This is a genomic window from Candidatus Poriferisocius sp. (genome assembly GCF_965204015.1).
Taxonomy (GTDB): domain Bacteria; phylum Actinomycetota; class Acidimicrobiia; order Acidimicrobiales; family Bin134; genus Poriferisocius.
In genome coordinates this window covers 2,817,277-2,840,387 of record NZ_OZ241965.1, presented here as the reverse complement: position 1 = coordinate 2,840,387, position 23,111 = coordinate 2,817,277, and the positions used below count along the sequence as shown (strand labels likewise).

Annotated in this window: 26 protein-coding genes and 1 tRNA gene; 5 read left to right on the top strand and 22 right to left on the bottom strand. The window is 66.4% G+C overall.

Annotation, left to right across the window (positions count from 1 at the left end; genetic code table 11):
• Window positions 1-7 precede the first annotated feature (7 nt).
• From ACOGJC_RS12765 to ACOGJC_RS12750, 4 genes are all read right to left on the bottom strand, one after another.
• Window positions 8-802, bottom strand: coding sequence for a formate dehydrogenase accessory sulfurtransferase FdhD (locus tag ACOGJC_RS12765; protein WP_419845377.1), 795 nt, complete (start codon window positions 800-802; stop codon window positions 8-10).
• The gene (locus ACOGJC_RS12760; RefSeq protein WP_419845376.1) at window positions 799-1,269 is read right to left on the bottom strand and encodes an FABP family protein; all 471 of its coding nucleotides are present in this window, start codon (window positions 1,267-1,269) and stop codon (window positions 799-801) included. The genes ACOGJC_RS12765 and ACOGJC_RS12760 overlap by 4 nt, the downstream gene beginning before the upstream one ends.
• A gap of 34 nt (window positions 1,270-1,303) precedes the next feature.
• Window positions 1,304-2,929: a chaperonin GroEL gene (groL, locus tag ACOGJC_RS12755; protein WP_419845375.1), complete on the bottom strand. Its 1,626-nt coding sequence runs from the start codon at window positions 2,927-2,929 to the stop codon at window positions 1,304-1,306.
• A 183-nt stretch (window positions 2,930-3,112) separates the two neighbouring features.
• On the bottom strand, window positions 3,113-3,388 hold the full coding sequence (locus ACOGJC_RS12750; RefSeq protein WP_419845374.1) for a ubiquitin-like small modifier protein 1: 276 nt from the start codon (window positions 3,386-3,388) through the stop codon (window positions 3,113-3,115).
• Window positions 3,389-3,445: 57 nt separating this feature from the next.
• Here ACOGJC_RS12750 and ACOGJC_RS12745 point away from each other — a divergent pair, with 57 nt between their 5' ends.
• A complete protein-coding gene (locus ACOGJC_RS12745) occupies window positions 3,446-4,342 on the top strand; it encodes a glucosyl-3-phosphoglycerate synthase (protein ID WP_419845373.1) in 897 nt (298 codons plus the stop codon).
• Between the two features lie 13 nt (window positions 4,343-4,355).
• Here the strand turns inward: ACOGJC_RS12745 and ACOGJC_RS12740 are convergent, their stop codons facing one another.
• The 3 genes from ACOGJC_RS12740 to ACOGJC_RS12730 form a co-directional block, all read right to left on the bottom strand.
• Window positions 4,356-5,342 carry a glycerate kinase gene (locus tag ACOGJC_RS12740; protein WP_419845372.1) on the bottom strand — a complete coding sequence of 329 codons (987 nt, stop codon included), beginning with the start codon at window positions 5,340-5,342 and terminating at the stop codon, window positions 4,356-4,358.
• Between the two features lie 69 nt (window positions 5,343-5,411).
• Entirely contained in the window at window positions 5,412-6,050 is a 639-nt protein-coding gene (locus tag ACOGJC_RS12735; RefSeq protein WP_419845371.1) for a LytR C-terminal domain-containing protein, read from the bottom strand.
• A gap of 21 nt (window positions 6,051-6,071) precedes the next feature.
• The gene (locus ACOGJC_RS12730; protein WP_419845370.1) at window positions 6,072-6,332 is read right to left on the bottom strand and encodes a DUF3263 domain-containing protein; all 261 of its coding nucleotides are present in this window, start codon (window positions 6,330-6,332) and stop codon (window positions 6,072-6,074) included.
• A gap of 80 nt (window positions 6,333-6,412) precedes the next feature.
• Between ACOGJC_RS12730 and ACOGJC_RS12725 the strand changes: the two genes are divergently transcribed.
• Both ACOGJC_RS12725 and ACOGJC_RS12720 read left to right on the top strand, forming a co-directional pair.
• Window positions 6,413-6,485 (top strand) — tRNA-Thr (locus ACOGJC_RS12725).
• Window positions 6,486-6,528: 43 nt separating this feature from the next.
• Window positions 6,529-7,668 (top strand): carboxylate-amine ligase, encoded by a 1,140-nt coding sequence (locus ACOGJC_RS12720; protein WP_419845369.1) that lies wholly within the window; start codon window positions 6,529-6,531, stop codon window positions 7,666-7,668.
• A 3-nt stretch (window positions 7,669-7,671) separates the two neighbouring features.
• Here ACOGJC_RS12720 and ACOGJC_RS12715 read toward each other — a convergent pair whose 3' ends face one another.
• The 5 genes from ACOGJC_RS12715 to ACOGJC_RS12695 all read right to left on the bottom strand — a co-directional run bounded on the left by ACOGJC_RS12715 (window position 7,672) and on the right by ACOGJC_RS12695 (window position 10,772).
• Complete coding sequence (locus tag ACOGJC_RS12715) at window positions 7,672-8,040, bottom strand: aspartyl protease family protein (protein ID WP_419845368.1); 369 nt, start codon at window positions 8,038-8,040, stop codon at window positions 7,672-7,674.
• A gap of 74 nt (window positions 8,041-8,114) precedes the next feature.
• Window positions 8,115-9,002, bottom strand: coding sequence for a 23S rRNA (guanosine(2251)-2'-O)-methyltransferase RlmB (rlmB, locus tag ACOGJC_RS12710; protein ID WP_419845367.1), 888 nt, complete (start codon window positions 9,000-9,002; stop codon window positions 8,115-8,117).
• A complete protein-coding gene (ispF, locus tag ACOGJC_RS12705) occupies window positions 8,999-9,469 on the bottom strand; it encodes a 2-C-methyl-D-erythritol 2,4-cyclodiphosphate synthase (RefSeq protein WP_419848237.1) in 471 nt (156 codons plus the stop codon). The genes rlmB and ispF overlap by 4 nt, the downstream gene beginning before the upstream one ends.
• Before the next feature lie 8 nt (window positions 9,470-9,477).
• A complete protein-coding gene (gene ispD / locus ACOGJC_RS12700) occupies window positions 9,478-10,116 on the bottom strand; it encodes a 2-C-methyl-D-erythritol 4-phosphate cytidylyltransferase (RefSeq protein WP_419845366.1) in 639 nt (212 codons plus the stop codon).
• Window positions 10,117-10,121: 5 nt separating this feature from the next.
• Entirely contained in the window at window positions 10,122-10,772 is a 651-nt protein-coding gene (locus ACOGJC_RS12695; RefSeq protein ID WP_419845365.1) for a dienelactone hydrolase family protein, read from the bottom strand.
• A gap of 58 nt (window positions 10,773-10,830) precedes the next feature.
• On the opposite strand from ACOGJC_RS12695, the gene hemB reads away from it, so the two are divergent.
• Window positions 10,831-11,817, top strand: a complete 987-nt coding sequence (gene hemB, locus ACOGJC_RS12690; protein ID WP_419845364.1) for a porphobilinogen synthase — start codon at window positions 10,831-10,833, stop codon at window positions 11,815-11,817.
• On the opposite strand, the gene ACOGJC_RS12685 is transcribed toward hemB, so the two are convergent.
• The gene (locus ACOGJC_RS12685) at window positions 11,814-13,220 is read right to left on the bottom strand and encodes an HAD family hydrolase (RefSeq protein WP_419845363.1); all 1,407 of its coding nucleotides are present in this window, start codon (window positions 13,218-13,220) and stop codon (window positions 11,814-11,816) included. The genes hemB and ACOGJC_RS12685 overlap by 4 nt on opposite strands.
• 70 nt (window positions 13,221-13,290) lie before the next feature.
• On the bottom strand, window positions 13,291-15,804 hold the full coding sequence (locus ACOGJC_RS12680) for an ATP-dependent Clp protease ATP-binding subunit (RefSeq protein ID WP_419845362.1): 2,514 nt from the start codon (window positions 15,802-15,804) through the stop codon (window positions 13,291-13,293).
• Window positions 15,805-15,961: 157 nt separating this feature from the next.
• Between ACOGJC_RS12680 and ACOGJC_RS12675 the strand changes: the two genes are divergently transcribed.
• The gene (locus ACOGJC_RS12675) at window positions 15,962-16,957 is read left to right on the top strand and encodes a polyprenyl synthetase family protein (RefSeq protein WP_419845361.1); all 996 of its coding nucleotides are present in this window, start codon (window positions 15,962-15,964) and stop codon (window positions 16,955-16,957) included.
• Between the two features lie 2 nt (window positions 16,958-16,959).
• On the opposite strand, the gene lysS is transcribed toward ACOGJC_RS12675, so the two are convergent.
• Genes lysS through folP form a run of 8 tightly spaced genes read right to left on the bottom strand, consistent with a single transcriptional unit; the run spans window position 16,960 to window position 23,101 of the window.
• Entirely contained in the window at window positions 16,960-18,441 is a 1,482-nt protein-coding gene (gene lysS, locus ACOGJC_RS12670; protein WP_419848236.1) for a lysine--tRNA ligase, read from the bottom strand.
• Entirely contained in the window at window positions 18,381-19,175 is a 795-nt protein-coding gene (locus ACOGJC_RS12665; RefSeq protein WP_419845360.1) for a type III pantothenate kinase, read from the bottom strand. The genes lysS and ACOGJC_RS12665 overlap by 61 nt, the downstream gene beginning before the upstream one ends.
• A 12-nt stretch (window positions 19,176-19,187) precedes the next feature.
• Window positions 19,188-20,063, bottom strand: a complete 876-nt coding sequence (nadC, locus tag ACOGJC_RS12660) for a carboxylating nicotinate-nucleotide diphosphorylase (protein ID WP_419845359.1) — start codon at window positions 20,061-20,063, stop codon at window positions 19,188-19,190.
• Window positions 20,050-20,922 (bottom strand): pantoate--beta-alanine ligase, encoded by an 873-nt coding sequence (gene panC / locus ACOGJC_RS12655; protein ID WP_419845358.1) that lies wholly within the window; start codon window positions 20,920-20,922, stop codon window positions 20,050-20,052. Before panC ends, nadC begins: the two co-directional genes overlap by 14 nt.
• Window positions 20,919-21,401, bottom strand: coding sequence for a 2-amino-4-hydroxy-6-hydroxymethyldihydropteridine diphosphokinase (gene folK / locus ACOGJC_RS12650; RefSeq protein ID WP_419845357.1), 483 nt, complete (start codon window positions 21,399-21,401; stop codon window positions 20,919-20,921). Before folK ends, panC begins: the two co-directional genes overlap by 4 nt.
• On the bottom strand, window positions 21,398-21,766 hold the full coding sequence (folB, locus tag ACOGJC_RS12645; RefSeq protein WP_419845356.1) for a dihydroneopterin aldolase: 369 nt from the start codon (window positions 21,764-21,766) through the stop codon (window positions 21,398-21,400). The genes folK and folB overlap by 4 nt, the downstream gene beginning before the upstream one ends.
• On the bottom strand, window positions 21,759-22,316 hold the full coding sequence (locus ACOGJC_RS12640; protein ID WP_419845355.1) for a hypothetical protein: 558 nt from the start codon (window positions 22,314-22,316) through the stop codon (window positions 21,759-21,761). Before ACOGJC_RS12640 ends, folB begins: the two co-directional genes overlap by 8 nt.
• Complete coding sequence (folP, locus tag ACOGJC_RS12635) at window positions 22,313-23,101, bottom strand: dihydropteroate synthase (RefSeq protein ID WP_419845354.1); 789 nt, start codon at window positions 23,099-23,101, stop codon at window positions 22,313-22,315. Before folP ends, ACOGJC_RS12640 begins: the two co-directional genes overlap by 4 nt.
• Window positions 23,102-23,111 lie beyond the last annotated feature (10 nt).

Below are 23,111 nucleotides of genomic sequence, written 5' to 3'. Positions count from 1 at the left end.
AAGATTCTTATCCAGACGGGGAGTAGAAGTTGAGTTGGCCGTCGCGCACGAACCCGGCCAGGCACAATCCCGCCGCCGCGGCCGTCTCCACCGCTAGTGCGGAAGGGGCGCTCACTGCCACCAGCACACCAAAGCCTGCCGCCCACGCCTTCTGCACCATCTCGAACGATGCCCGGCCGCTCACGAACAGCCCTTGGCCTTCGGCGGGCAGGTTGCCGTCGAGCAGCATTCGGCCCACCACCTTGTCCACCGCGTTGTGGCGGCCGATGTCCTCACGCACCAAAGTGGGCTGGCCGTCGGCCCCGAAGGCCGCCGCGGCGTGAACCCCCCCGGTGGTGCCGAACAGCTCTTGGAAGGCCCGCACTCGCTCGGGCACCTGAGCCAGCACGTCGGCCGATATGGGCGCCCCGCCCACCGGCAGCGGGCTCAGCCGCTCCCGCAGCGCCTCGATGCTCTCGGCCCCGCACAGCCCGCACGCCGACGTGGTCAAGCCCAGGCGGGGGGTGGGCTCGGGGGCGCCGTCGGTTTCCACCGTGACCAGGTTGTACTCGGTGTCGGCCGCCGGCTCGTTGGCGCAGTAGCGGATAGAGGTCACCGAGGCGTCGCCCAAGAGTCCCTCGGTGAAGCAGAACCCGGCAGCCAGTTCGAAGTCGTGACCGGGAGTGCGCATGGTGGTTGTCACTGTCACCGCGTCGAGCTCAATGGTGAGCGGCTCTTCCACCACCAGATCGTCGGGGCGCCGGTGCTCCTCGGACCCGTCCCAGTGGCGCACCAGCACCCGCTCAGAGCGCCCTCGAGTCATGGCAGCCGATACATCTCGGAGACCACGTGGTGCTGGAGCTCCCGCCCCACCGCCGCCATGGCCACCGAGGAACGCAGAACATCGCCGTCCAACCATATGCGCCGCTCGGTGGCGGTCACCGGCTTGGCCGATGCGGTGCCCAGCACGGCAGTCGACGCCAGCTGTACGGTGCTGCCCTCCACCGTGCCTTCCAGCAGCTCGACAATTCCCGACGGCTGCACCAGCACTAGCTCGACCCGACCATCGCCCTGGGGGCGCAGATACCCGGCCTCAGCGTGGAGGGGCAGGCCGGTGTCGGCGTCTCTGGTCTTTTGCCCATAGGCCACGAACGGCTTGCCCACATGGGCGAAGGATGCTTCTTCGGTGTACGAGAAGTCCTCAATGGTGGGGTATATCCCCGTGCCGGTGCCTTGCCACGTTCCCAACAGGAACGCCAGAGGCGCACAAACGGGATGAAGCTCGGCCATACCGCGACGTTACCGCCGCGAGCGGCGATGCGGACTAGAAGTCCATGTCGGGCATGCCACCGGGCATGCCGCCGTTCTCCTCCGGCTTGTCGGCCACCACCGCTTCGGTGGTCAAGAACAGCCCGGCGATGGAGCCGGCATTCTGGAGCGCCGAGCGGGTGACCTTGGCGGCGTCGATGATGCCCGCGGTCAGCAGATCCTCGTACTCGCCGGTGGCCGCATTCAGACCGGAGTTGCCCTCCAGATTGCGGACCCGCTCCACGATCACGCCGCCCTCGAGGCCGGCGTTGACCGCGATCTGGGTCAGCGGACCCTCCAGCGCTTTGGACACGATGCGGGCGCCGGTGGCCTCGTCGTCCACCGCGAGATCCCCCGCGGCGCTGTCTACCGCGTCTTGGGCCCGCAGCAGGGTCACGCCCCCGCCCGCGACCACGCCCTCTTCGATGGCCGCCTTGGTGGTGCTGACGGCATCCTCGATGCGGTGCTTCTTCTCTTTGAGCTCCACTTCAGTCGCGGCGCCCACCTTGAGCACGGCAACGCCGCCCGACAGCTTGGCCAAGCGCTCTTGCAGCTTCTCCCGGTCGTAGTCGGAGTCGGTGTTGTCGATCTCGCCCTTGATCTGGGAGATGCGGCCCTCCACATCGCTGCGGTCGCCCGCGCCCTCCACGATCGTGGTCTCGTCTTTGGTGATGACCACCTTGCGGGCCCGGCCCAACAGGTCGAGTGTGGTGTTCTCCAGCTTGAGGCCCACCTCTTCGCTGATGACCTGGCCGGCGGTCAAAATTGCCATGTCTTGGAGCATGGCCTTGCGGCGGTCGCCGAAACCGGGAGCCTTCACCGAGGTGGAGTTGAAGGTGCCCCGGATCTTGTTTACCACCAGGGTGGCCAGAGCTTCGCCCTCCACGTCCTCGGCGATGATCAGCAGCGGCTTGCCCGCCTGCATCACCTTCTCCAGCACCGGGACGATGTCGCGCACCGCGGTGATCTTCGATCCCACGAACAGGATGTAGGGCTCGTCTAGCACGGCTTCCATCCGCTCGGCGTCGGTCACGAAGTAGGGCGAGATGTAGCCCTTGTCGAAGCGCATGCCCTCGGTGAAGTCCAGCTCCAAGCCGAAGGTCTGCGATTCCTCCACGGTGACCACGCCGTCTTTACCCACCTTGTCGATGGCCTCGGAGATCAGCTCGCCTATCTCCGCGTCGGCCGCCGAGATGGCGGCAACGTTGGCGATCTGGGCCTTGTCGGAGGACACGTCCACCGATTGGGAGTGGATGGCCTCCACTGCGGCGTCCACCCCGGCCTCGATGCCCTTCTTGATGGACATGGGGTTGGCCCCGGCGGCCACGTTCCGCAGCCCCTCGCGCACCATCGACCAGGCCAGCACGGTGGCGGTGGTGGTGCCGTCGCCGGCCACGTCGTCGGTCTTCTTGGCCACCTCTTTGACCAGCTCAGCGCCGATCTTCTCGTAGGGGTCCTCCAGCTCGATCTCTTTGGCGATGGACACGCCGTCGTTGGTGATCGTGGGGGCGCCCCACTTCTTCTCCAGAACGACGTTGCGGCCCTTGGGGCCTAGCGTGACCCGCACGGCGTCGGCCAGCTGGTTCATTCCCGACTCCAGCGAGCGTCGGGCCTGCTCATCGAATGAGATGATCTTGGGCATCCTCGAACTCTCCCTTTTGCACTTTCGGCCCACACCCATTTGGCATAGTGCCGATGGTTATCGCGCCGGCATTTGTCGCGCCGGCTTTTAGCACTCTCAGTATGAGACTGCTAAAGGTTACCGAGGAGTCCGAGAAACGCCAAACTCAAGTAGGCCAATCTCGAGCAGTGGAGCAGTGAGAAATCAACCGCCGGCTACGGCGGGCACGATGGCCACCGTCTGGCCGTCGGGAACCGAGGTGGCCAATCCGTCGGCGAACCGCACGTCGTCATCGTCCACGAACACGTTGACGTACCGGTGCAGGCCGCCCGACTCGTCGATGAGCCGGTCCATGAAACCGGGGTGGGCGGCATCCAGCGAGACGATCACGTCGCGGACGTTCTCGCCGTCAACGACGACCTCACTGGCTCCTCCGGCCAGAGGACGCAGGGTGGTCGGTATCCGAACGGTCACGCTCATGGGCCATGATGCTATTCGGATGACGCACCAAAGACGACTCGTGAGCCGGGGGCGGCAGTGACCGGGCGGCGAAGATTCGCGGCTGGCGAGTTCACGGCTGCCGACCTAGTGGAGCGCAAGGGGTCGACGAGAGTGTCGGTGTGTTTGCCCGCTCGCAATGAGGAGGCCACCGTCGGGACCATCGCCGAGGTGGTCCGCGCCGAGCTCATGGACAAGCTGGGCCTGGTGGACGAGCTGATCGTGATGGACGACCACTCCACCGATCGCACCGCCGAGGTGGCCGAGGCCGCCGGGGCCACGGTGGTGGCTTGCTCCGACGTGCTGGCCCATCTGGGCAACCAGCCCGGCAAGGGAGAAACCCTGTGGAAGTCGCTGTACGCCTCCACCGGCGACCTCGTCGTGTGGTGCGACAGCGATGTGGCCAACTTCAGCCCCCACTTCATCTTCGGCCTGCTGGGGCCGCTGTTGATCGACGAGTCCATCGGCTACTGCAAGGGCTTCTACCACCGCCCGGTAGGGGCCGACCAGCGGGGCGGGGGGCGCACAACCGAACTGGTGGCCCGCCCGCTTATTGCCCTGTTGTTCCCCGAACTGGGTGAGATTATCCAGCCCTTGGCGGGGGAGTATGCCGGCCGGCGGGAGGTGCTGGAGCGGGTGCCGTTCGTCCAAGGATACGGCGTGGAGATGGGACTGCTCATCGATGTGTGCCGGCTCGCGGGCTACAACGCCATAGCCCAAGTGGACCTGGGCACCCGCGTTCACCGCAATCGCCCGCTGCACGAGCTGTCGTCCCAGGCGACCGAGGTCATGCAGGTGGCCCTGCACCGGGCCGACCGCACGCTGGTGAATACCGCCATCACGCTGCACCGCCCCGGTTTCGGCGACACCGAGATCACCATGCAGGAACGCCCGCCCCTGATCGAGGTGCCCGGATACTTCCGCCAGGCTCTTTGAGGGAACGGCTCGGCTATGGGGCCAGATAGTCCAGGACCGCTTGGCCGACCAGCCGGGCGGTGTTGGCCATGGCCTGCTCGGCACCGAAGCGGTCGCTCAGGCTGACCAGCTCCCCGCAGGCCGGGGCAACGGCGCCGTCCACCCGTCCCACCACGGTCAGCAACGGCACCCCGGCGGCCGCCGCCATCTCTGCCACACCGCCCACTACCTTCCCCTGGAACGATGTGGCGTCGAGGGCGCCTTCGCCGGTCACCACGAGATCGGCCTCCTCGATACGTCCGTACAGGTCCACTTCCTCAGCCAACAGCTCGAAGCCGTTGGCCAGTTCGGCGCCCACACACGCCAGGCCGCCAGCCAAGCCGCCAGCCGCCCCCGAGCCCTCGATGTCATCCACCGCCACGCCGTAGGTTTCGGCATACACCTGGCTGAGCCGTTCCAGCCGCCGGCGCAGCAACTCCACCTGAGTCGGACCGGCCCCCTTCTGGGGCCCGAACACCGTGGCGGCGTCGGTGAACCGGGTCTTCACGTCGCAGGCCACGGCCAGCTCGACCCCTTTGAGACGTTGTAGGGGGTACAGCGCCCTCAGCGCGCCCAGTCCACCGTCGGTGGTGGCCGAGCCCCCCACCCCTACCAAAACCCGGCGGGCGCCCCGCTCCATCGCCGCCTCGATCAGCTCCCCGGTTCCGTAAGTGGTCGCCCCCACCGGATCGTTGGCCTCAGCCCCGCCCACCAGGGCCAGCCCCGAGGCCCGGGCCATCTCGACCACCGCGGTGTGTCGGTGAAACCGCCACGGGGCCTCCACCGGGTCGCCCAGGGGACCGGTCACGGTGGTGGTACGATTGGCCCCTCCCAGCACCTCCAGCGTGCCCTCCCCCCCGTCGGCCATGGGTACGGCGTCGGCCGTGGCCCCGGCCCGCTCGGCGGCGAGGACTATGGCGTCGGCGATTTGAACGGCTGTGGCCGTGCCCCGGAACTTGTCGGGCGCAGCAACGATATGCATGCGGCCTCCGCCATTCAGCAGACGGCCGCCGAAACCGCGGTTGGCAATCTGGCCAGAGCCATCGGGCTGTCAGCCAGGACGCTGGGCCAGGCTGTCGGGTCCGATCAGAATCAGGACGTAAGCGTTGCCCAGTGTCTCCAGGGTGATTCCGCCGGGAGGAGGATCGGACATCGGGAAGAACGGCCCGGCACCCACGCCCAGCTGGCTGGCAATGCACTGGGCGTCAACTTCATAGCCTGCCCGGTAGTAGAAGGCCGAGCTGGTTTGGGGACTGGCATTTACCGGCTGAAGCGTTACGTAATTCGCGGCGTTCAACTCACCGGAGAGCCGACCGGCTGCCCCCGAGACATCGGTGCCGTTGGCCACCAGCACACCGATGGTGGACGGATCACGGCACTCAAGCTCTTCCTCCGGGTCGGGGGCGGGCGGCTGGGTCACCTCGGGTGCTGGGGCGGCCGGCTGAGTCTCGTCAGGTGCGGGGGCAGGAGTCTCGGCTTCATCGCCGCCGTCTGACGGCGTATCGACTGGGTCGGGGATCTCCTCGGGGGCCATCGTGGCCTCAGCCGTGGGCTGGGTGGCAACCGGCGCGGAATCCTCGCCGTCGTCGAGGCCGCGGGCCAGCACGAATGCTCCGGCTGCGATCAGGGCGAGAACCAGCACCACCCCTTTGATGGCCATCTGGTTGTTAGGTGCTCGGTTCGACTCCATAGTGCCTGTGGCTCCGGACTGTTATCGAGACGGCTGCCGGCCGACCGAAGTCTGACCGAATTTGGATCGTCTGCGGCGATCGCGAATCCGCCGCAGTCGCCGTACAACCATCGGGTCGTACTCCATGGCATCCGTCTCTTCCAATAGTTCGTTCAGCAGCTGATAATACCGGGTGGTAGAAAGCTCAAAGCGCGCCCGGATAGCGGCCTCTTTCGACCCGGTCTCCTGCCACCAGGTTCGCTCAAAGTCCAAGATCGCCCGATCCCGTTTTGTGAGGGCCATTCCAACAAGCGTTGCCCACCACTAGGCGCTATTCAAGCACCCTCCCCAAACCGCACCCTTTATGCTCTTTCTCAACAAAGGCCCGAGTAGCTCAGTCGGCAGAGCAGCTGTCTTGTAAACAGCAGGTCGCAGGTTCGATTCCTGTCTCGGGCTCTGATATCGCGTGTCCTCAGCCATTGCTCGGAAAGGAGTCGCCGTGGCCGACGAACCAGCCTGGTCGATGGGGATTGAGGAGGAGTACCTCCTTGTGGAGCGCGAGAGCGGAGCCCTCATCACCGAGCAGCCGTCTGGGATTCTGGAGAAGGTGGCCGACCTGCACCACGGTCTCGTCGCCCGGGAGTTGTTCAGCTCGCAGCTCGAGATCGGCACCGGCATCTGCACCGACTTCAAGCATCTGAGAGCCGACATCGGACTGCTGCGCTTGGCGGTCACCGAGGCCGCCGACGACTACGGGCTGGCGCCGATCGCGGCCTCTTCCCATCCATTCGCCCACCCCCACCAGCAGAAGGTGACCGAAGGGGAGCGCTACCAGGCTCTGGCTGACGATCTCCAAGGCGTGTCCCGCGGGCTGGTCATTTCCGGACTGCACGTCCACGTCGGCATCGAGGACCCCGACCTGCGGGTGGATCTAATGAACCAGGTCACCTATTTCTTGCCCCACCTGCTGGCCCTGTCCACCTCGTCGCCGTTCTGGGAAGGACGAGACACCGGCCTCAAGAGCTACCGCATGGCAATGTTCCGGTCGCTACCTCGCACTGGGCTGCCGGAGAAGTTCGACTCGTGGGCCGAGTACCGGCGCCACGTGGAGGTGCTGGTGCAGGCCGGGGTCATCGAGGACTCCACCAAAGTGTGGTGGGACATCCGTCCGTCGGAGCGCTACCCCACTCTGGAGATGAGGGTCACCGATCTGCCCACGCGAATGGAGGACACGATCGCCGTGGCCGCCATGTACGTCTGCTTGCTGCGGATGCTGTGGAGGCTCAAGGTGGAGAACCGCCGGTGGCGCAGCTACGCCAACTTCCTCGTGTCCGAGAACCTGTGGCGGGCCGAGCGATACGGCATCAGCGACAGCCTGATCGACTTCGGCAAAGGCGAACTGGTGCCGATGCCCGACCTGGTGGAGGAGATGATCGAGTTGGTCAGGCCCGACGCCGAGGCCCTCGACTGCGTGTCGGAAATCGAGCACACCCGCACCATCTGCCAACGCGGCACCTCGGCCGACCGCCAAGTATCCGTCTACCGCAAGGCGCTCGAGCAAGGCGCCACCGACGACGAGGCCCTCCACGCCGTAGTCCAAGCCCTAATCGCCGACTCCCTCGCCCCACCCCAGACCTAGCGGTCAACTGGCTATTTGGTACAAGATGAGTTGGGTAGGCACTAGCTGTTGTTCGACCGGGTCGACGGCGAGGGCCAGGCCCTCGAGGGTGTAGGCGCCCAGCAACGCCGGACCGTTGTCTTCACCGAAGACAACGAGGGTTACCTCGCTCTCTTCTTCCACGGTCACCCATGCTCGTCCGTATTCCATGATCGCCCGTCGTCCGTCGGCCAAAAGGAATCGGCGCTGACCAATGGGCTCTACTCCCATCTCGCGTAGCAGCCGACCGGGCAGGGTGGTGTAGGCAGCGCCGGTGTCCACGATCGCCTCGGTCTCCTTGGACTCCCCGCCGTCCATGCTGGCAACCCGAATCGGCAGAGCAAAAGTTCCCATACGATGATGCTACACAAAGTCTCAGAAATTGTCAATCACTAGAATCACATTATATTGATTGACATTCCTGCACTTTACTCACCCTGGCGGTGGCGGGCTACTTCGAAGGTGCCTATGGCTACTGCGGCGGCGGCATTTAGCGAGGCTAGGTGGCCTGACAGGGGGATGGTGGCCACTACGTCGCAGCGTTGGCGGGCTAGGCGGGACAGGCCCCGGCCCTCGCTGCCCACTACTAGCGCCACGGCTTCGGAGGCCACGCTCAGCTCATATACCGAGGTGGAGGAGGCGACATCCAGGCCCACGGTCCACACGCCCAGTTCGGCCAGTCGGGCCAGCGCGTTGGGAATGCCCGGGACCACGGCCATCGGTACGTGCTCGATTGCCCCGGCGGCGGCCTTGGCGGCGGCTGGGGTGATGTGGGCTGACCGGTGCCGCCCCAAGACTGCGCCGGTGACTCCGGCGCACTCCGCGGTCCGCAGCGCGGCCCCGACATTGCCCGGGTCGGTAACCCCGTCAAGCACCAACAAGAACGGCTGACGGCCATCGGCGGGACGAGCCAGCTCGTCCAAGTCGTGCTCGGTCAGGGGGGCGGCTCGGGCTATCACCCCTTGGGGGGCTTCGGTGACGGCCATCGAATCGAACTTGGTCCTGGCCAGCTCCTTTATCGGCACCCGCAGCTCGGTGGCCAGCTCCACGATTTGGGCCAGCGCTCCGGTTTGGTTTTGACCGGCGGCGACCACAACCTCACGCACCGGGCGGGTGCCAGCCAGGAGCAGCTCTCGCACCGCTTGGCGGCCCTCTATCCGGTCACCGCCCAGACCGGCCTGTTGGCGGCGGCTGCGCTGATGGTCACCTGGCGGTCGTCCCTTACTGTGACCCTTGTTGGGGCCCTTGTTCGCGCCCCTGTTGGGGCCGCCGCCCCGACCTCGCCTGCTGCCGCCTCTCGGACCCTGTGCGCTCACTGGCGCTCGATGAGGGCCACCGCCCAGCAAGCCAGGCCCTCGCCCCGCCCCAGCGCGCCCATTGCCTCGGCCCGCTTGCCCTTCACAAAGACGGGAGCTCCGACCACGTCGCTGAGCCGGGCCTGCATCTCATCTCGTCGGGGGGCGATGCGGGGGGCCTCGGCCACCACGGTGCAGTCTGCGTTCACAACCCGCCAACCAGCATCGGCCAGGCGGGCCACGGCATCGGCCAGCAATCCCAGGCTGTCGGCACCGGCCCACTGGTCATCGGTGTCGGGAAACAGCACGCCGATGTCGCCCAATCCGGCGGCGCTCAACAGGGCGTCGGTCACCGCGTGGGCCACGGCATCGCCGTCGCTGTGGCCCACCAGCCCTGGCATGTCGTCAAACCGGATCCCGCCCAGGATCAAGGGGCGTTCGGGGTCGTCGCTAAATCGGTGGGTGTCGAATCCGTGGCCGACTCGCATATCCCCGCTCATGTCGCCAACCATGCCTCGGCGGCGGCCAAGTCGTCGGGATGGGTGATCTTGATGTTGCGGGGATGGCCCTCTACCGCGACCACCGAATAGCCCGCCGCCTCCACCAAGCTGGCATCGTCGGTGGCCTCAGCGGCGTCGGCGTGGGCCATCCGCAGCAATTCGGCTTCAAAGGCTTGCGGGGTCTGTACCGCTTGCAGCGTGCTGCGATCAACCGCTCCCCCGTCCACGCTGCGGATGGTATCGGTCACCGGCACCACGGGCACGGCCCCGGCAGCCCCTGATCGCACCTCGTCGATGACTCTCTGGTACACCTCGGTGCCGGCCAGCGGGCGGGCCGCGTCGTGGACGCACACAATGGCCACGTCGTGGGGCACTGCGGCCAATCCATTGCGGACCGAGGCGGCCCGGCTCGGCCCTCCGGCCACCACCGCGGAGGCGGTCAACCGCTCTGACTCAGCGGCCACATCGGAGGCAGGCACTACCACCACCACCCCGTCGCTCACCTGGGCGGCTACTGCCACGCTGCGGTCCACCACCCGGCTGCCCGCCAATTCCAGGTACTGCTTGGCGCCACCGAAACGGCTGCCCGAGCCCGCGGCCACGATGACCGTCCAAACCGGGGGCCGGGTTGCCATCGCCGCTATTGGCTCAGGAACTCGATGACCCGAGCCCAGGCGTCGGCCGCATCGTCGGGTCGGTGGGCCGGGCGGACCGGATCATGTACGAATCCGTGATCGGCACCCTCGTAGGACACGACTACCGCACCAGCCGCCTCTAGGGCGGTCACGTCGTCGGGCGGCGTGAACGGATCTTCGGTGCCGATGATCGCCAGCAGCGGGCACGGGTCTCCTGCGGCCAGGTGTTCGAGCGGCTCCCCCTGGCCAGAGCCCTGCCAGTCGTCGGGTATTCGGATCATCCCGTAGAACGCGGCCGCCCGGTGGAACCGCCCGGTGGCTGCGGCCTTGATGGTGTACATGCCGCCCATGCAAAACCCGGTGAGCACCACCGTTTCGCACTCGGTGGCGTCGGCTGCGGCCAGCACGTCGGCCAGCACCTCGTCGTCCACCAGCTCCCGAACTGCGGCCATCCGCTCCTCGGCCTCCAGGTGTTCTCGACCGGCGAATACTTGGGGAGCGCATACCGTCCAGCCCTGCTCAGTGGCCAAGCGAGCCACGTGGTCGTCGAACAGGGGCCGCAGTCCCATGAGGTCGGGGATCAGCACCAGTCCTCGGTCAGCCCCCTCAACCCGTACCAACTCAGCCGCCGTTCCCGTCGACAACTCAATGCGCATGGCCCTTGTTTAGCTCACCAGCAATGCGCAAAGAGAGCAGAGATGGGAGCATAGGGGCATGGCTCATCCGCATTTGGAGCTCACCGCCCGGCCCAGGAGAAACCGGCGCACCCCGGCCATCCGGGACATGGTGCGCGAGACCGAACTGAGCCCAGCCCATCTCGTGCTGCCCCTGTTCGTACACCGAGGTCCCGACGAGCCCATCGACTCGATGCCCGGCACAAACCGGTGGAGTATCGACGGCCTGGTGGGCGAAGTGGGGCGGGCCTCCGATCTGGGGGTTCAGGGGGTGGTGCTGTTCGAGGCCGCCCCCGATGAGCTCAAGACCCCCACCGGCGACGAGGCCTGGAACCCCGACGGGCTCATCCCCCAAACCATCGGAGCCATCAAGTCGGCCCATCCCGCCACGGTGGTGATGACCGACGTGGCCCTCGACCCCTACAACAGCGACGGCCACGACGGCATCGTGGCCCCCGACGGCACCATCGTGAACGACGAGACTGTCGAAGTGCTGTGCCGCCAGGCCTTGACCCACGCCGATGCCGGCGCCGACATCGTGGCCCCCAGCGACATGATGGACGGCCGGGTGGGGGCCATCCGAGAAACGCTCGACCACCACGGACACACCGAGGTGGGCATCTGCGCCTACACCGCCAAGTATGCGTCGGCATTCTTTGGGCCATTCCGGGGGGCGCTGGACTCGGCTCCCCGCTCCGGCGACAAGAAGACCTACCAGATGGACCCGGCCAACAGCCGCGAGGCCCTGCGGGAGTTGGAGTTGGACATCGCCGAGGGCGCCGACATGGTCATGGTCAAGCCAGCCGGACCATATCTCGACGTGGTGAGACAGTTCGCGGAAGCCTCGGTGGTGCCGGTGGCCGCTTACCAGGTGAGCGGCGAATATTTGATGATCAAGGCGGCCGCAGCATCGGGGTGGCTGGACGAGCAGGCCATCGTCGCCGAAACGCTCACCGGCATCCGCCGAGCAGGCGCCGACGTAATCCTCACCTACTTCGCGACGCAGGCCGCCCAGCTTCTGGGCTAAGACCGGGGACGGCGCCGGAAGAAGTCGGAGAAGCTGGTCACCACCGCGTGACCAGGGGCCTCCCCGTCTTGAGGCCGGGAATCGGCCAGCAGCGCGGTGGACATCCCCAGTGCATGGGCGGCGTCGAGATGCCCAACTCTCACATCCACCAGCAGCGCGTTCTCGTAGGGAACCGCTGTCGTCCGGCGCAGGGCTTCATAGATGCCCGGAGCGGGCATGCACACCCCGACCTCGCTGCTCACAATCCAGGTGTCCACACCGGTGATCTCGAGCCGATCCCGCAATGCCGACGACCATGAGGCGATGTCGTTGGTGAGACAGGCCACCGGCAAATCCCGTCGGGCCATCTCGGCCATAAAGTCCCGGGCCCCCGACCGCATGGTGAACTGCTCCAAGTACTGCTCGGTGAGCTCGGCGGGGTCGTCGTCCAACCCGAGTCCGGTCCACAGCTCAGCGGGGGCGATGCGACCGAGAACTGCCTGGTTATGAAGCTGTTCCACGCTCTCGGCATCCACCTCTGAGCCGCGCTCGACGGCGAAATCGGCCAGGAGCTGAGACGGCTCGTCGGACGGCTCGAACAGCACCCCGAGCGGGTTCAAGACCACCAGCCGCAACCGGCGAGCCGGGGGCTGGGCCGCAGCCGCGGCGGTGGATCGAACCAACGGCTCCTGGGGCACGCTCGGATCGGTGCTGCGGATGCGGTTCCGGCGCTCCAGCAGATAGCCGGCTACGGCAACCAGCACCGACAGGCCCAGCAGCGCAAACGCGGCCCAGGCCACCCATCGAAGGGTCACCGCGGTGCCGCTCTCCTCTTGGGCGGTCATCTCGATGCTCACCGCCCCCTGTCCCAGCTCCAAAGTCTCCTCTTGTTCGGCACCCACCGGCAGATCCAAAACCAAGCGCACGGCTACTCCCGATAGCGCCTCCTCCAAGTTGGGAATTGGCTGACCAAGGGGTTCGCCGCCGAGGCGCTCGGTGAGCCGCGGATCGATAAACAGATCCGAACCTTCCGACAAATCGACCACCCCGGTCACCCGATAGTCGGTTTGCGCAAAGGAGGTGGCCCGCTCGAACGTGAAATCCCGGAACACGTTTTCCGAGCCGAAGATCTCAGCCAAAACCGACTCAAGCTGCTCGGGCGACCCGAACGGCTTGGATGCCGAGAAGCTGGTGCGCCCCTGTTCGTCGATCCGGGGGTCGTTGTACGACCAGCCCGAGGCAGGGTCCTCGATGTCGTCGATCAACAGCAGGGAGGTGATGTCGGGGGCCAGCGCAACTGCCTCCTGATCGAGCGCCACGTCCACCGTGACCAACCCAGAGCCGTCCTCGTTGAAGCCGATACCGACCTCGATGTCGACCTGACAGGCGGCCAGTCCCAAAACCAGTACAACCAAGAGCGCCACCCTTTGGACTGCTGCGGACACGCCAGCCCGTCGCCTCGCGGCCCCCCTGCGAACCACTGCGGGCATTCGACTAAGCGCCAGCCAACTCTTCCACCGGGGGCGGTTCGAAGCCCTCGACCGCCCGGAAGCCGATCCGCTCCGAGCCGGGCTCGTCGGGATCTTCCTCGGCATCCACCAAAATGGTCTCGCCCGCCCGGAACTCCTTCCACAAGAGTCGCTCCGAAAGGGGATCCTCCACCAGGCGCTGGATGGCCCGGCGAAGCGGACGGGCCCCCAGCGTCGGGTCGTAGCCCCGCAGGGCCAGCAGCACTTTGGCCTCCTCAGTGAGCTCCAAACCGATGCCCTGGGCCTCAAGCTGGTTCTGGAGCCGCTTGATCATCAAGTCCACGATCCGGGTAACCTCGGCCCGGGTCAGCTCGTGGAACACGATGACCTCGTCGATGCGGTTCAGGAACTCGGGGCGGAAGTGGTCTTTGAGGGCGTCGGTGACCTTTTCCTTCATGCGCTCATAGGTGATGGCCTCGTCAGCCTTGGTGAACCCCAGGTTGGCCTTGCGCAGGTTCTGGGTGCCCAGGTTGGAGGTCATGATCAGCACGGTGTTGCGGAAGTCCACCGACCGGCCCTGGCTGTCGGTCAGGCGGCCCTCCTCCAGGATTTGCAGGAGGGTGTTGAACACGTCGGGATGGGCCTTCTCGATCTCGTCGAACAGAACCACCGAGAAGGGCTTGCGCCGCACCGCCTCGGTGAGCTGCCCGCCCTCCTCATAGCCGACGTAGCCCGGCGGTGAGCCCACCAGCCGGCTAACGGTGTGCTTTTCCATGTACTCCGACATGTCCAGGGCGATGAGGGCCTGCTCGTCGCCGAACAGGAACTCGGCCAGCGTCTTGGCCAGCTCGGTCTTGCCCACGCCCGACGGGCCCAAGAAGATGAACGATCCGCTGGGCCGCTTGGGGTCTTTGAGGCCGGCCCGGGTGCGGCGGATGGCCTGCGACACCGCCTTGATGGAGTCCTCCTGGCCGACGACCCGCTTGTGCAGCTCATCTTCCATTCGCAGGAGCTTGGCCGTCTCCTCTTCGGTGAGCTTGTAGACGGGGATGCCGGTCCAGATGGACAGCACCTCGGCCACCGCCTCCTCGTCCACCTCGTCGAACAGATCCACGCCCTTGGCCCGGATCTCCTCCTCCATCTGCTCCTTGCCGGCCAGCAGCTCCTTCTCCTGGTCCCGCAGCCGCCCGGCCTCTTCGAAGTCCTGCTGCTCCACCGCGCTCTTCTTCTGGGCCACGACTTGGGATAGCTGGCCCTCGAAGTCCTTGTAGTCCTTCGGAGTGTCCATCCGCTTGATGCGCAGGCGGGAGCCGGCCTCGTCAATGAGGTCGATGGCCTTGTCGGGCAGGTGGCGGTCGGAGATGTAGCGGTCGGCCAGGTTGGCCGAGGCCACCAGCGCCTGGTCGGTGATGGTGACCCGGTGGTGGGCCTCGTAGCGGTCTCTCAACCCCTTGAGGATCTCGATGGTGTGGGCGATGGTGGGCTCATCCACCTTCACCGGCTGGAAACGGCGCTCCAAAGCGGAGTCCTTCTCCAGGTGCTTGCGGTACTCGTCGAGAGTGGTGGCCCCGATGGTCTGGAGCTCGCCCCGGGCCAGCATGGGCTTGAGGATGGAGGCGGCGTCGATGGCCCCCTCGGCCGCGCCCGCGCCCACCAGGGTGTGCAGCTCGTCGATGAACAAGATGATGTCGCCCCGAGTCTTGATCTCCTTGAGCACCTTCTTGAGGCGCTCCTCAAAATCCCCCCGGTAGCGGGATCCGGCCACCAGCGCCCCCAAGTCCAGGGTGTAGAGCTGCTTGTTGCGAATGGTCTCGGGAACGTCGTCGGCCGCGATCTTCTGGGCCAGGCCCTCCACGATGGCGGTCTTGCCCACTCCGGGCTCGCCCACCAGAACCGGGTTGTTCTTGGTGCGCCGGGAGAGCACCTGCATGACCCGTTCGGTCTCCCGCTGCCGACCGATCACCGGGTCGAGCCCGCTGTCTCGGGCCAGCTTGGTGAGGTTGCGGCCGAACTGGTCGAGCACCAGCGAGCCTGATCCAGTCTCGCCGCGGTCGCCGGGAGCAGTGGTGGCCTTATCCGAGGCACCTGATCCCTGGGGGCCTCCGTAGCCCGACAGGAGTTGGATGACCTGCTGACGGACCCTCGACAAATCAGCGCCCAGCTTCACCAGCACCTGGGCGGCCACTCCCTCTCCCTCTCGGATCAGGCCCAACAGGATGTGCTCGGTGCCGATGTAGTTGTGGCCGAGCTGGAGCGCCTCCCGCAATGACAGCTCGAGCACCTTCTTGGCCCGGGGGGTGAACGGAATGTGGCCCGACGGGGACGAACCGCCCTGGCCGATGATCTCCTCAACCTGGTTGCGCACTGCCTCCAGGGAGATGCCCAGCGACTCCAAGGACTTGGCGGCCACGCCCTCGCCCTCGTGTATCAGGCCGAGCAGGATGTGCTCGGTGCCGATGTAGTTGTGGTGGAGCAGGCGCGCCTCCTCCTGGGCCAAAACAACGACCCGGCGGGCCCGATCTGTGAATCTCTCGAACACGGCAGTCTCCCAATAGGGGGCTTGTCCCGAAGTGTAACCCCCTCACCCCCCGATTTCGTTCCCGAAGCCCCAACCACCCCCCAACCCAACACCGCCGAAGACGCCGCGAATCGGGCTGAATGGGAGAAAATGAGGATTAGACCACTACGCTGAATGCGTGGTTCGCAGCCCCCTCGATCCGATTCCCACCATGGGGCGCGACCTGGAACGACTGGAGCTCCGGCTGGAGGAGTCGATCCACACCGAGCACCCGTTTCTCACCGAAGTAGCCGGTCATCTCATCCGGGCGGGGGGAAAGCGGGTTCGGCCGGGGTTCGTGATCGCATCGGCGTCCATCGGCCAGACCCAGCCGGCACCCGTCGAAGACGATGTGCTCACCGGCGGTGTAGCCGTGGAGCTCGTTCACCTCGGCTCGCTGTACCACGACGATGTGATGGACGAGGCCCAAGTGCGGCGCAATGTGGCCAGCGTGAACGCCAAGTGGGGCAACCTGCGGGCCATCCTGGCCGGGGATTTCCTGCTGGCCCGGGCATCAGAGCTGGCGGCCTCACTGGGCACCGAGGTGGCCGGGCTGCTGGCGGCCACCATTGGACGGCTGTGTGAGGGCCAGGTGCGAGAGTTACAGGACACCGGCAACCCCGACCGCACCGAGACCTCCTACACCCACTCCATCGAGGGAAAGACCGCCTCCTTGTTGGCCACCTCCTGTCGCATCGGCGGCCTGGTGGCCGGGCTGGACCGGCCGATGGTGGACACCCTTACCGAGTTCGGCCGCTACTACGGGCTGGCCTTCCAAGTGGTGGACGACATCTTGGACATCGTGGCCACCGACGAGCACTTGGGGAAGCCGTCGGGCAACGACCTGCACGAGGGGATCTATACGCTGCCGGTGATCCGGGCGCTGGGCACTAGCTACGGCCCCCAGCTCAGGGATCTATTGGGGGGGACGGTGTCCGACGCAACCGTCCGCTCGGCCCTGCAATTGGTGCAGGCCAGCGGCGGGGTGCAGGAAGCTCTAGACGTGGCCCGGCACTACGCCCAGCAGGCCTCGGCCAGCTTGGAGGCGCTGCCTCCTACCACGGCGACCGCGGCCCTCGGAGTGGCCACCGCCCACCTGATCGATCGAGCCAGCATTCCCCTAGGCGATAGCTAGCCCTAGGAACGCTCCGGAGGCTCGGGGCGGAGGGTGGGGAAGAGGATCACGTCGCGGATGCTGGGGGCGTCGGCTAGGAGCATGGCTAGGCGGTCCATTCCTACTCCCAATCCGCCGGTGGGGGGGAGGCCGAACTCTAGGGCTCGCAGGTAGTCCCGGTCCACGGCCATGGCTTCGGCGTCTCCCGCGTCCCGGTCGGCTGCTTGGTCTTCAAAGCGGGCCCGCTGCTCGCTGGGATCGGTGAGCTCGCTGAAGGCGTTGGCCAGCTCCCGGCCGGCCACGATGGCCTCGAAGCGCTCCACCCAGCCGGGGTGGTCCCGATGCTCCCGGGCCAGCGGCGAAACCTCTTTGGGGTAGTCGCACACGAACACCGGGCCCCATAACTCGGCCTCGGTGGTCTTCTCATAGAGCTCCAAGAGGAGCTTGCCCGGCCCCCAGCGGTCTTCCACCGGTATCTCCCGGTCGGCACAGTGGGATCGCAATTCGGCCAGCGGGGTGCCGAGGTCCACCTCCAGACCGCTGTGCTCAGCTAGCAGGTCGACAAACCGGGCCCGGGGCCACGGCGGGGTCAAGTCCAAGTCCCGACCGCCGTAGCTGATTTGGGTGGTGCCCTTCAGTTCCAGCGCCAAATGGGCCACGAGTTCCTCGACCAGCTCCATGATGTCGCCGTAGTCGGCATAGGCCCAGTACAGCTCGAGCATCGTGAACTCGGGATTGTGACGGGTGGAGATTCCCTCATTGCGGAACACTCGGGCGATCTCATACACCCGTTCCAGACCCCCCACCACCAGCCGCTTCAGGTACAGCTCCGGCGCGATCCTCAAGAAGAGGTCCATATCCAGTGCGTTGTGGTGGGTGCTGAACGGCCGGGCCAGCGCGCCGCCGGGCACCGGGTGGAACACCGGCGTCTCCACCTCGATGAAGTCCCGATCCTCCAGCCAGCGGCGGGTGAGCGACATCATCTCCGAGCGCAGCCGGAAGGTCTGGCGGGCCTCCTCGGTCACCCACAGATCCACATAGCGCTGGCGGAATCGGATGTCGGGGTCAGTCAGCCCGTGCCACTTGTCGGGAAAGCTCCGCTGGGCCTCGGCCAGCAGCACCCACTGCTCCACCTTTACCGACAGCTCCCCCTTCCGGGTCTTCATCACCTCGCCGCTTACCCCAACCCAGTCCCCCAGAGACAGGTCACAGAACCCGTCGTAGTCGGGGGTGACCTTGGCCGGGGCGAACAGCTGGATGCGGCCGGTGGCGTCTTGAAGCGTGGCGAACGCCAGTTTGCCCTGCACTCGCCGCAGCATGATCCGCCCAGCCACCGCCACCGTCTGGCCGGTCTCGGTGCCGGCCTCGATATCGCCGTGGCGTTGGTGGCACTCAGCGGCGGTTGCGGTGGTCTCGAACCGGTAGGGAACGCTCACCAGCCGGCCTACTGGTTGCGGCCGTGGACCAGCCACAGGCCGTGGAGGGTCAGGTAAGGCTCGACGTATTGGATGGTGTCCGACAACGGGGCGATGAGGTGGGCCAGCCCACCGGTGGCGATCACGATCGCCTCGCCGTCCAGTTCCTTGGCGAAGCGGGTCACCATGCCGTCGATCTGGGCAACGAACCCGTAGATGACGCCCGATTGGATCGACTCCATGGTGGTCTTGCCGATCACGCTGCGGGGCTCGGTGAGGGCCACCGGGCCCAAAGCAGCCGCTCGGCCCACCATCGCTTCCAGGCTGACCTCAATGCCCGGTGCGATGGCCCCGCCCATAAACTCGCCGGCCTCGGAGACCACGTCGAAGTTGTTGGTGGTCCCGAAATCGACGATCACTGCGGGACCGCCGTAGAGGTGGTGGGTGGCCACCGCGTTGGCGATGCGGTCGGCGCCCACCTCGCGGGGGTTGTCGTACAGGATGGGGATACCGCTGCGGGTGCCCGGTTCGATCACCACCGGCTCGAACTCGAAGTAACGCTGCACCATCATCCGCACGCTCTCGCGGATCTGGGGCACCCCGGAGCACACCGCCACCCCGGTCAGATCGTCCTCCATGACCACGTCGACGCTGTCCAGCAGACTCCGCAGCAAAACGGCCACCTCGTCAGGGGTGCGCTCGTGAACGGTGGACAGCCGCCAATTCTCGATCAGCCCATCTTCGGCCCGGCAGTCCTCGGCCCGGTCGGCCTCGTACAGGCCGACCACGGTCTGGGTATTGCCGATGTCGAGGGCCAACAGCATAGGAACCCCTGTCTACTCCTCTTCTGCGCTAACCGGAACATTGCCAACATCGAGCCCGATGTCAAGCACCGGAGCCGAGTTGGTGATGCGGCCCACCGAGATGAAGTCCACGCCGGTGGCTGCGTACTCAGCCACCGTCTCCAGGGTGATACCGCCGCTCACCTCTAGGAGGGCGCCGTGGCCGGCAGCCTGGGCCACGCAGGCTCGCACTTCCTCGGGGATCATATTGTCCAGCAGCAGGGCATCGGCCCCCGCAGCCAAGGCCTCATCAACCTGTTCGATGCGGTCGCACTCCACGTAGACGATGCGATCCGGCCAGCTCCTGCGGGCGGCCGCCACCCCGTCGGCAATGGACATCCCCGCCAGGTGGTTGTCTTTGAACATGACCCATTCCGACAGCCCCATCCGATGGTTGTCGCCCCCGCCGGCGCGAACCGCGGCCTTCTCCAGCACCCGCAGACCGGGCGTGGTCTTGCGGGTGTCCCGGATGCGGGCGCGGCCCCCATCGACCGACGCCGCGGACGCAACGTACCGGGATACTTCGGTGGCGATACCCGACAGGTGGCTCAAGAAGTTCAATGCCGTGCGCTCCGCGGTCAGAACGGAGGCCCGGGGCCCGGCGACCACGGCCAGCGTCTGATCAGGGGCCACCGGGTCGCTGTCGGTGGCTTGCCACTCCACCGTCACCGAGGGATCCACCTGCCGGAATACCTCGGTGGCGCAGGCTCGCCCCGCAAGGCGACCAGCATCTCGAGCGGTTATCTCCGCGGCGATTTCTCCGGGGGGGATGAGAGACGAGGTGAGATCGCCCTGTGGCCCCACATCCTCGGCCAAAGCCAGCTTGACCGCGGCCTGCACCGCCTTCATCGGAGGGTCAAAGTCGGTCACAGTCGACTCCGACGTTGTCGATGAGACGGGCTCGGCCGAGGTGGGCGGCCACCAGCAGACGCAGTTCGCCGTCCAGCACATCGGGCCGATCCAGAGTGGCGGCATCGACCACTGTGGCGTAGTCGGGAGACGCCTTGGGCTCGGCGGCTAGCACCGCGGCCATGACGGCCTCCACCTCGTCAGGGTCGCGGCTGCCCTGCACCACCGCTTCCCGCCCGGCTTGGAGCGACCGCCACAACACGGTGGCTGCTGGCCTCTCATCGGGCTCCAGGTAGACGTTCCGACTGGACATCGCCAGACCGTCGGGCTCCCGGAAGGTAGGGCAGCCCACCACCTCCACCGGAAAGGACAAATCGGCGGTCATTCGACGGATTATCGCCAGTTGCTGGTAGTCCTTCTCCCCGAAATAGGCCCGCCCCGGCCCGAACAACGCGAACAGCTTGGCCACCACGGTGGTGACGCCATCGAAGTGGGTAGGTCGGAACCGGCCCTCGAGCAAGGCGTTGAGCCCCTTGACCGTCACTGCGGTGACCGGAGTCTGGGGGTACATCTCCTCAGTGGGGGGAGCGAAGATCAACCCGGCCCCCGCGGCCGCGCACATTTCCCGGTCCCGGTCCAAGTCCCGGGGATAGGTGCCGTAGTCCTCTCCCTCGGCGAACTGAAGCGGGTTGACGAAGATGCTCACCACGGTCAGGTCGTTCTCGCTCGCCGAGCGGGTCACCAGCGATTGGTGGCCCTCGTGGAGATAGCCCATGGTGGGCACGAGGCCGACTGAGCCGCCATCTCGGCGGGCGGCATCCAATGCGGCCCGCAGCTCTGACACCCGTTCAACCATGGGGATCTGGGTGACGGCGCTCACGAAATGCCCTCGCTCGTTGAGGACTCAAGCTCATCCCAATCGCCCAGTCTGCGGCAATCGCCATCGGCGGGATCAGTCCACCCCTCGGCCAGATCGGGAGCCAACTCTGCCAAGGGCACCATCACGAATGCCCGCTCGAACATCCGGGGATGGGGCACCACCAGATCGGGCTCGTCCACGGTTTCCCCGTCGACCCATAGAACATCGACGTCCAGCGTCCGGGGACCCCAACGCACGTCCCTCACTCGCTCAGCCGACGCCTCCAGCGCCCGGCACAGCTCCAGGAGGCCCCGAGCCGAGCGATGAGTGTCCAGTTCGGCCACCACATTCAGATACCGGCCCTGGTCGGGACCGCCCACCGGATCGGTCTCGTATACCCCGGAAACGGCGACGCAGTCGCCAATGGAGGCCACTGCGGCTTTGAGATAGCCCAACCGATCCCCCAAGTTCGATCCTAGGCCGAGAAAAGCCCTGGTCATTGGCGGTCGCGGGTGATGCGGACCCCGCTAGTGGACAAGTGCTGGGGCACCGGGGGCCGCAGCTTTCGGACCTCGACGGTGACCCAAAGCACCCGTCGGTCAGCCTCTAGACAGACCTCGGCCACCCTCTGGGCCATGGCCTCCATGAGGGTGAACTGCCCGCCCTCGGCCGCCGCACACACCGCCGCGCACACCTCGCCGTAATCAATGGTGTCGCCCAAGTCGTCGGTTTCACCTGACGGCGCCAGATCCGCACCGATGTCCACATCCAACTCGAACGGCTGAGCCCGGACTCTCTCTTCGGGAAGCGCACCGCACAGGGCCATCACCCGCAGGCCGCGAAGTTGCAGGCAATCTTCAGTCATCGCCGTTGGATTCCTCTTCGTCCTCAACAACGGCAGACAGGTGCGCTTCCGGCTCGGGGAGGGCGGCGGCCGCGTTGACGATGCGGCGGCCCACCGAGCCGACGGGGCGTTCGGTCATCTTCTCCACCACTACCACCGCCTGTGATTCGCTGGGAACCATCCCGGTCCACAGCAGGTATCCGGCCATGAACCCGCACACCACGTCACCCAGAGCACGGCGGTGGACCAGCAGCTTCTCCCCGCTGGCCAAAAGAGAGTGCAACTCGGCGAAGAGCGGTTCGAGCCGCGTCCGGTAGTCCTCGTTGTCGGCGATGGGCCAGTGGCTCCAAGCGATGTTCTGCTCGCTGTAGTTGTGGAGGTTGTGAGTAGACGGGATCAACGACACAACCCGAGTGAAGCCCTGCTGGCGGATCCAGTTGATCTCCTCGGTGCGCCGAACCCGGCGGTGGCTATCCCCCCGACCCCCCGGGCGCTCGCAAATCGCCAGGCGATCCTTCATGATCCAATAGAAGTTCCGAGGACAGATACCGGCCGCCCACTTGCCCTTCACGCCGCCACCACCTTCATAGCGCAAACTGTGGCGGCCACGTCGTGGGCCCGAACAACCGTTGCCCCCTGGGCATATGCCCAGGCTGCGGCGGCCAGCGACCCCTCCAGCCGGTCACCGGTCGACACCTCCGCCAGATCACTGCCATCGCTTATAGCGTGCAGCTCCCCGATGAAGCGCTTGCGGCTGGCGCCGAGCACGAGCGGTGCTCCCTGCGTGGCTAACTGCCGCAAGTTGGCCAGCAGCTTCAAATTGTGGTCGGTGGTCTTGCCGAAGCCGATTCCCGGATCGACCCATACCTCGGGAACTCCCGCGGCTCGTCCCCGTTCAACGGCCTCAGCCAAGAAACCAGCCACATCGGCAACCACGTCGGCGTACTGAGGGGCGACCTGCATGGTGGCCGGGGTGCCCTGGCGATGGACGGCAATCCAGGTCACGTTCAGCTCAGCAGCAACTTCGTGCAGGGAGGCCGAGACGTCGTTGAGGATGTCGGCCCCCGCGGCCACCGCCGCTCGGGCCACCTCGGGCTTGGTGGTGTCAATGGAGACTCGGCCGTGCGGGGCCAAACCGGCCACCACATCCACTACCCGAGCCAGCTCTTCGTCAACGGACACTGGTTCAGCACCCGGGCGGGTGGACTCGCCGCCCACGTCCACCACTGCGGCGCCCTCCTCGAACAACTGGCGACCACGGTCCACGGCTGCCTCGGGCGACAAGAACCGCTCGCCGTCGGAAAACGAGTCGGGGGTCACGTTCAGAATGCCCATGACCATTGCCGATGACTCCACAGCCTCAGAG

Coding starts and splice junctions, on each gene's coding strand:
- ispF (WP_419848237.1), bottom strand. CDS start 9,469: ATGCGAGTCGGCCACGGATTCGACACCCACCGATTTAGCGACGACCCC.
- ACOGJC_RS12740 (WP_419845372.1), bottom strand. CDS start 5,342: ATGCATATCGTTGCTGCGCCCGACAAGTTCCGGGGCACGGCCACAGCC.
- ispD (WP_419845366.1), bottom strand. CDS start 10,116: ATGGCAACCCGGCCCCCGGTTTGGACGGTCATCGTGGCCGCGGGCTCG.
- ACOGJC_RS12735 (WP_419845371.1), bottom strand. CDS start 6,050: ATGGAGTCGAACCGAGCACCTAACAACCAGATGGCCATCAAAGGGGTG.
- ACOGJC_RS12730 (WP_419845370.1), bottom strand. CDS start 6,332: ATGGCCCTCACAAAACGGGATCGGGCGATCTTGGACTTTGAGCGAACC.
- folK (WP_419845357.1), bottom strand. CDS start 21,401: ATGACCAGGGCTTTTCTCGGCCTAGGATCGAACTTGGGGGATCGGTTG.
- folB (WP_419845356.1), bottom strand. CDS start 21,766: ATGACTGAAGATTGCCTGCAACTTCGCGGCCTGCGGGTGATGGCCCTG.
- ACOGJC_RS12665 (WP_419845360.1), bottom strand. CDS start 19,175: ATGCTGTTGGCCCTCGACATCGGCAATACCCAGACCGTGGTCGGCCTG.
- ACOGJC_RS12750 (WP_419845374.1), bottom strand. CDS start 3,388: ATGAGCGTGACCGTTCGGATACCGACCACCCTGCGTCCTCTGGCCGGA.
- ACOGJC_RS12760 (WP_419845376.1), bottom strand. CDS start 1,269: ATGGCCGAGCTTCATCCCGTTTGTGCGCCTCTGGCGTTCCTGTTGGGA.
- ACOGJC_RS12715 (WP_419845368.1), bottom strand. CDS start 8,040: ATGGGAACTTTTGCTCTGCCGATTCGGGTTGCCAGCATGGACGGCGGG.
- ACOGJC_RS12765 (WP_419845377.1), bottom strand. CDS start 802: ATGACTCGAGGGCGCTCTGAGCGGGTGCTGGTGCGCCACTGGGACGGG.
- hemB (WP_419845364.1), top strand. CDS start 10,831: ATGGCTCATCCGCATTTGGAGCTCACCGCCCGGCCCAGGAGAAACCGG.
- ACOGJC_RS12695 (WP_419845365.1), bottom strand. CDS start 10,772: ATGCGCATTGAGTTGTCGACGGGAACGGCGGCTGAGTTGGTACGGGTT.
- groL (WP_419845375.1), bottom strand. CDS start 2,929: ATGCCCAAGATCATCTCATTCGATGAGCAGGCCCGACGCTCGCTGGAG.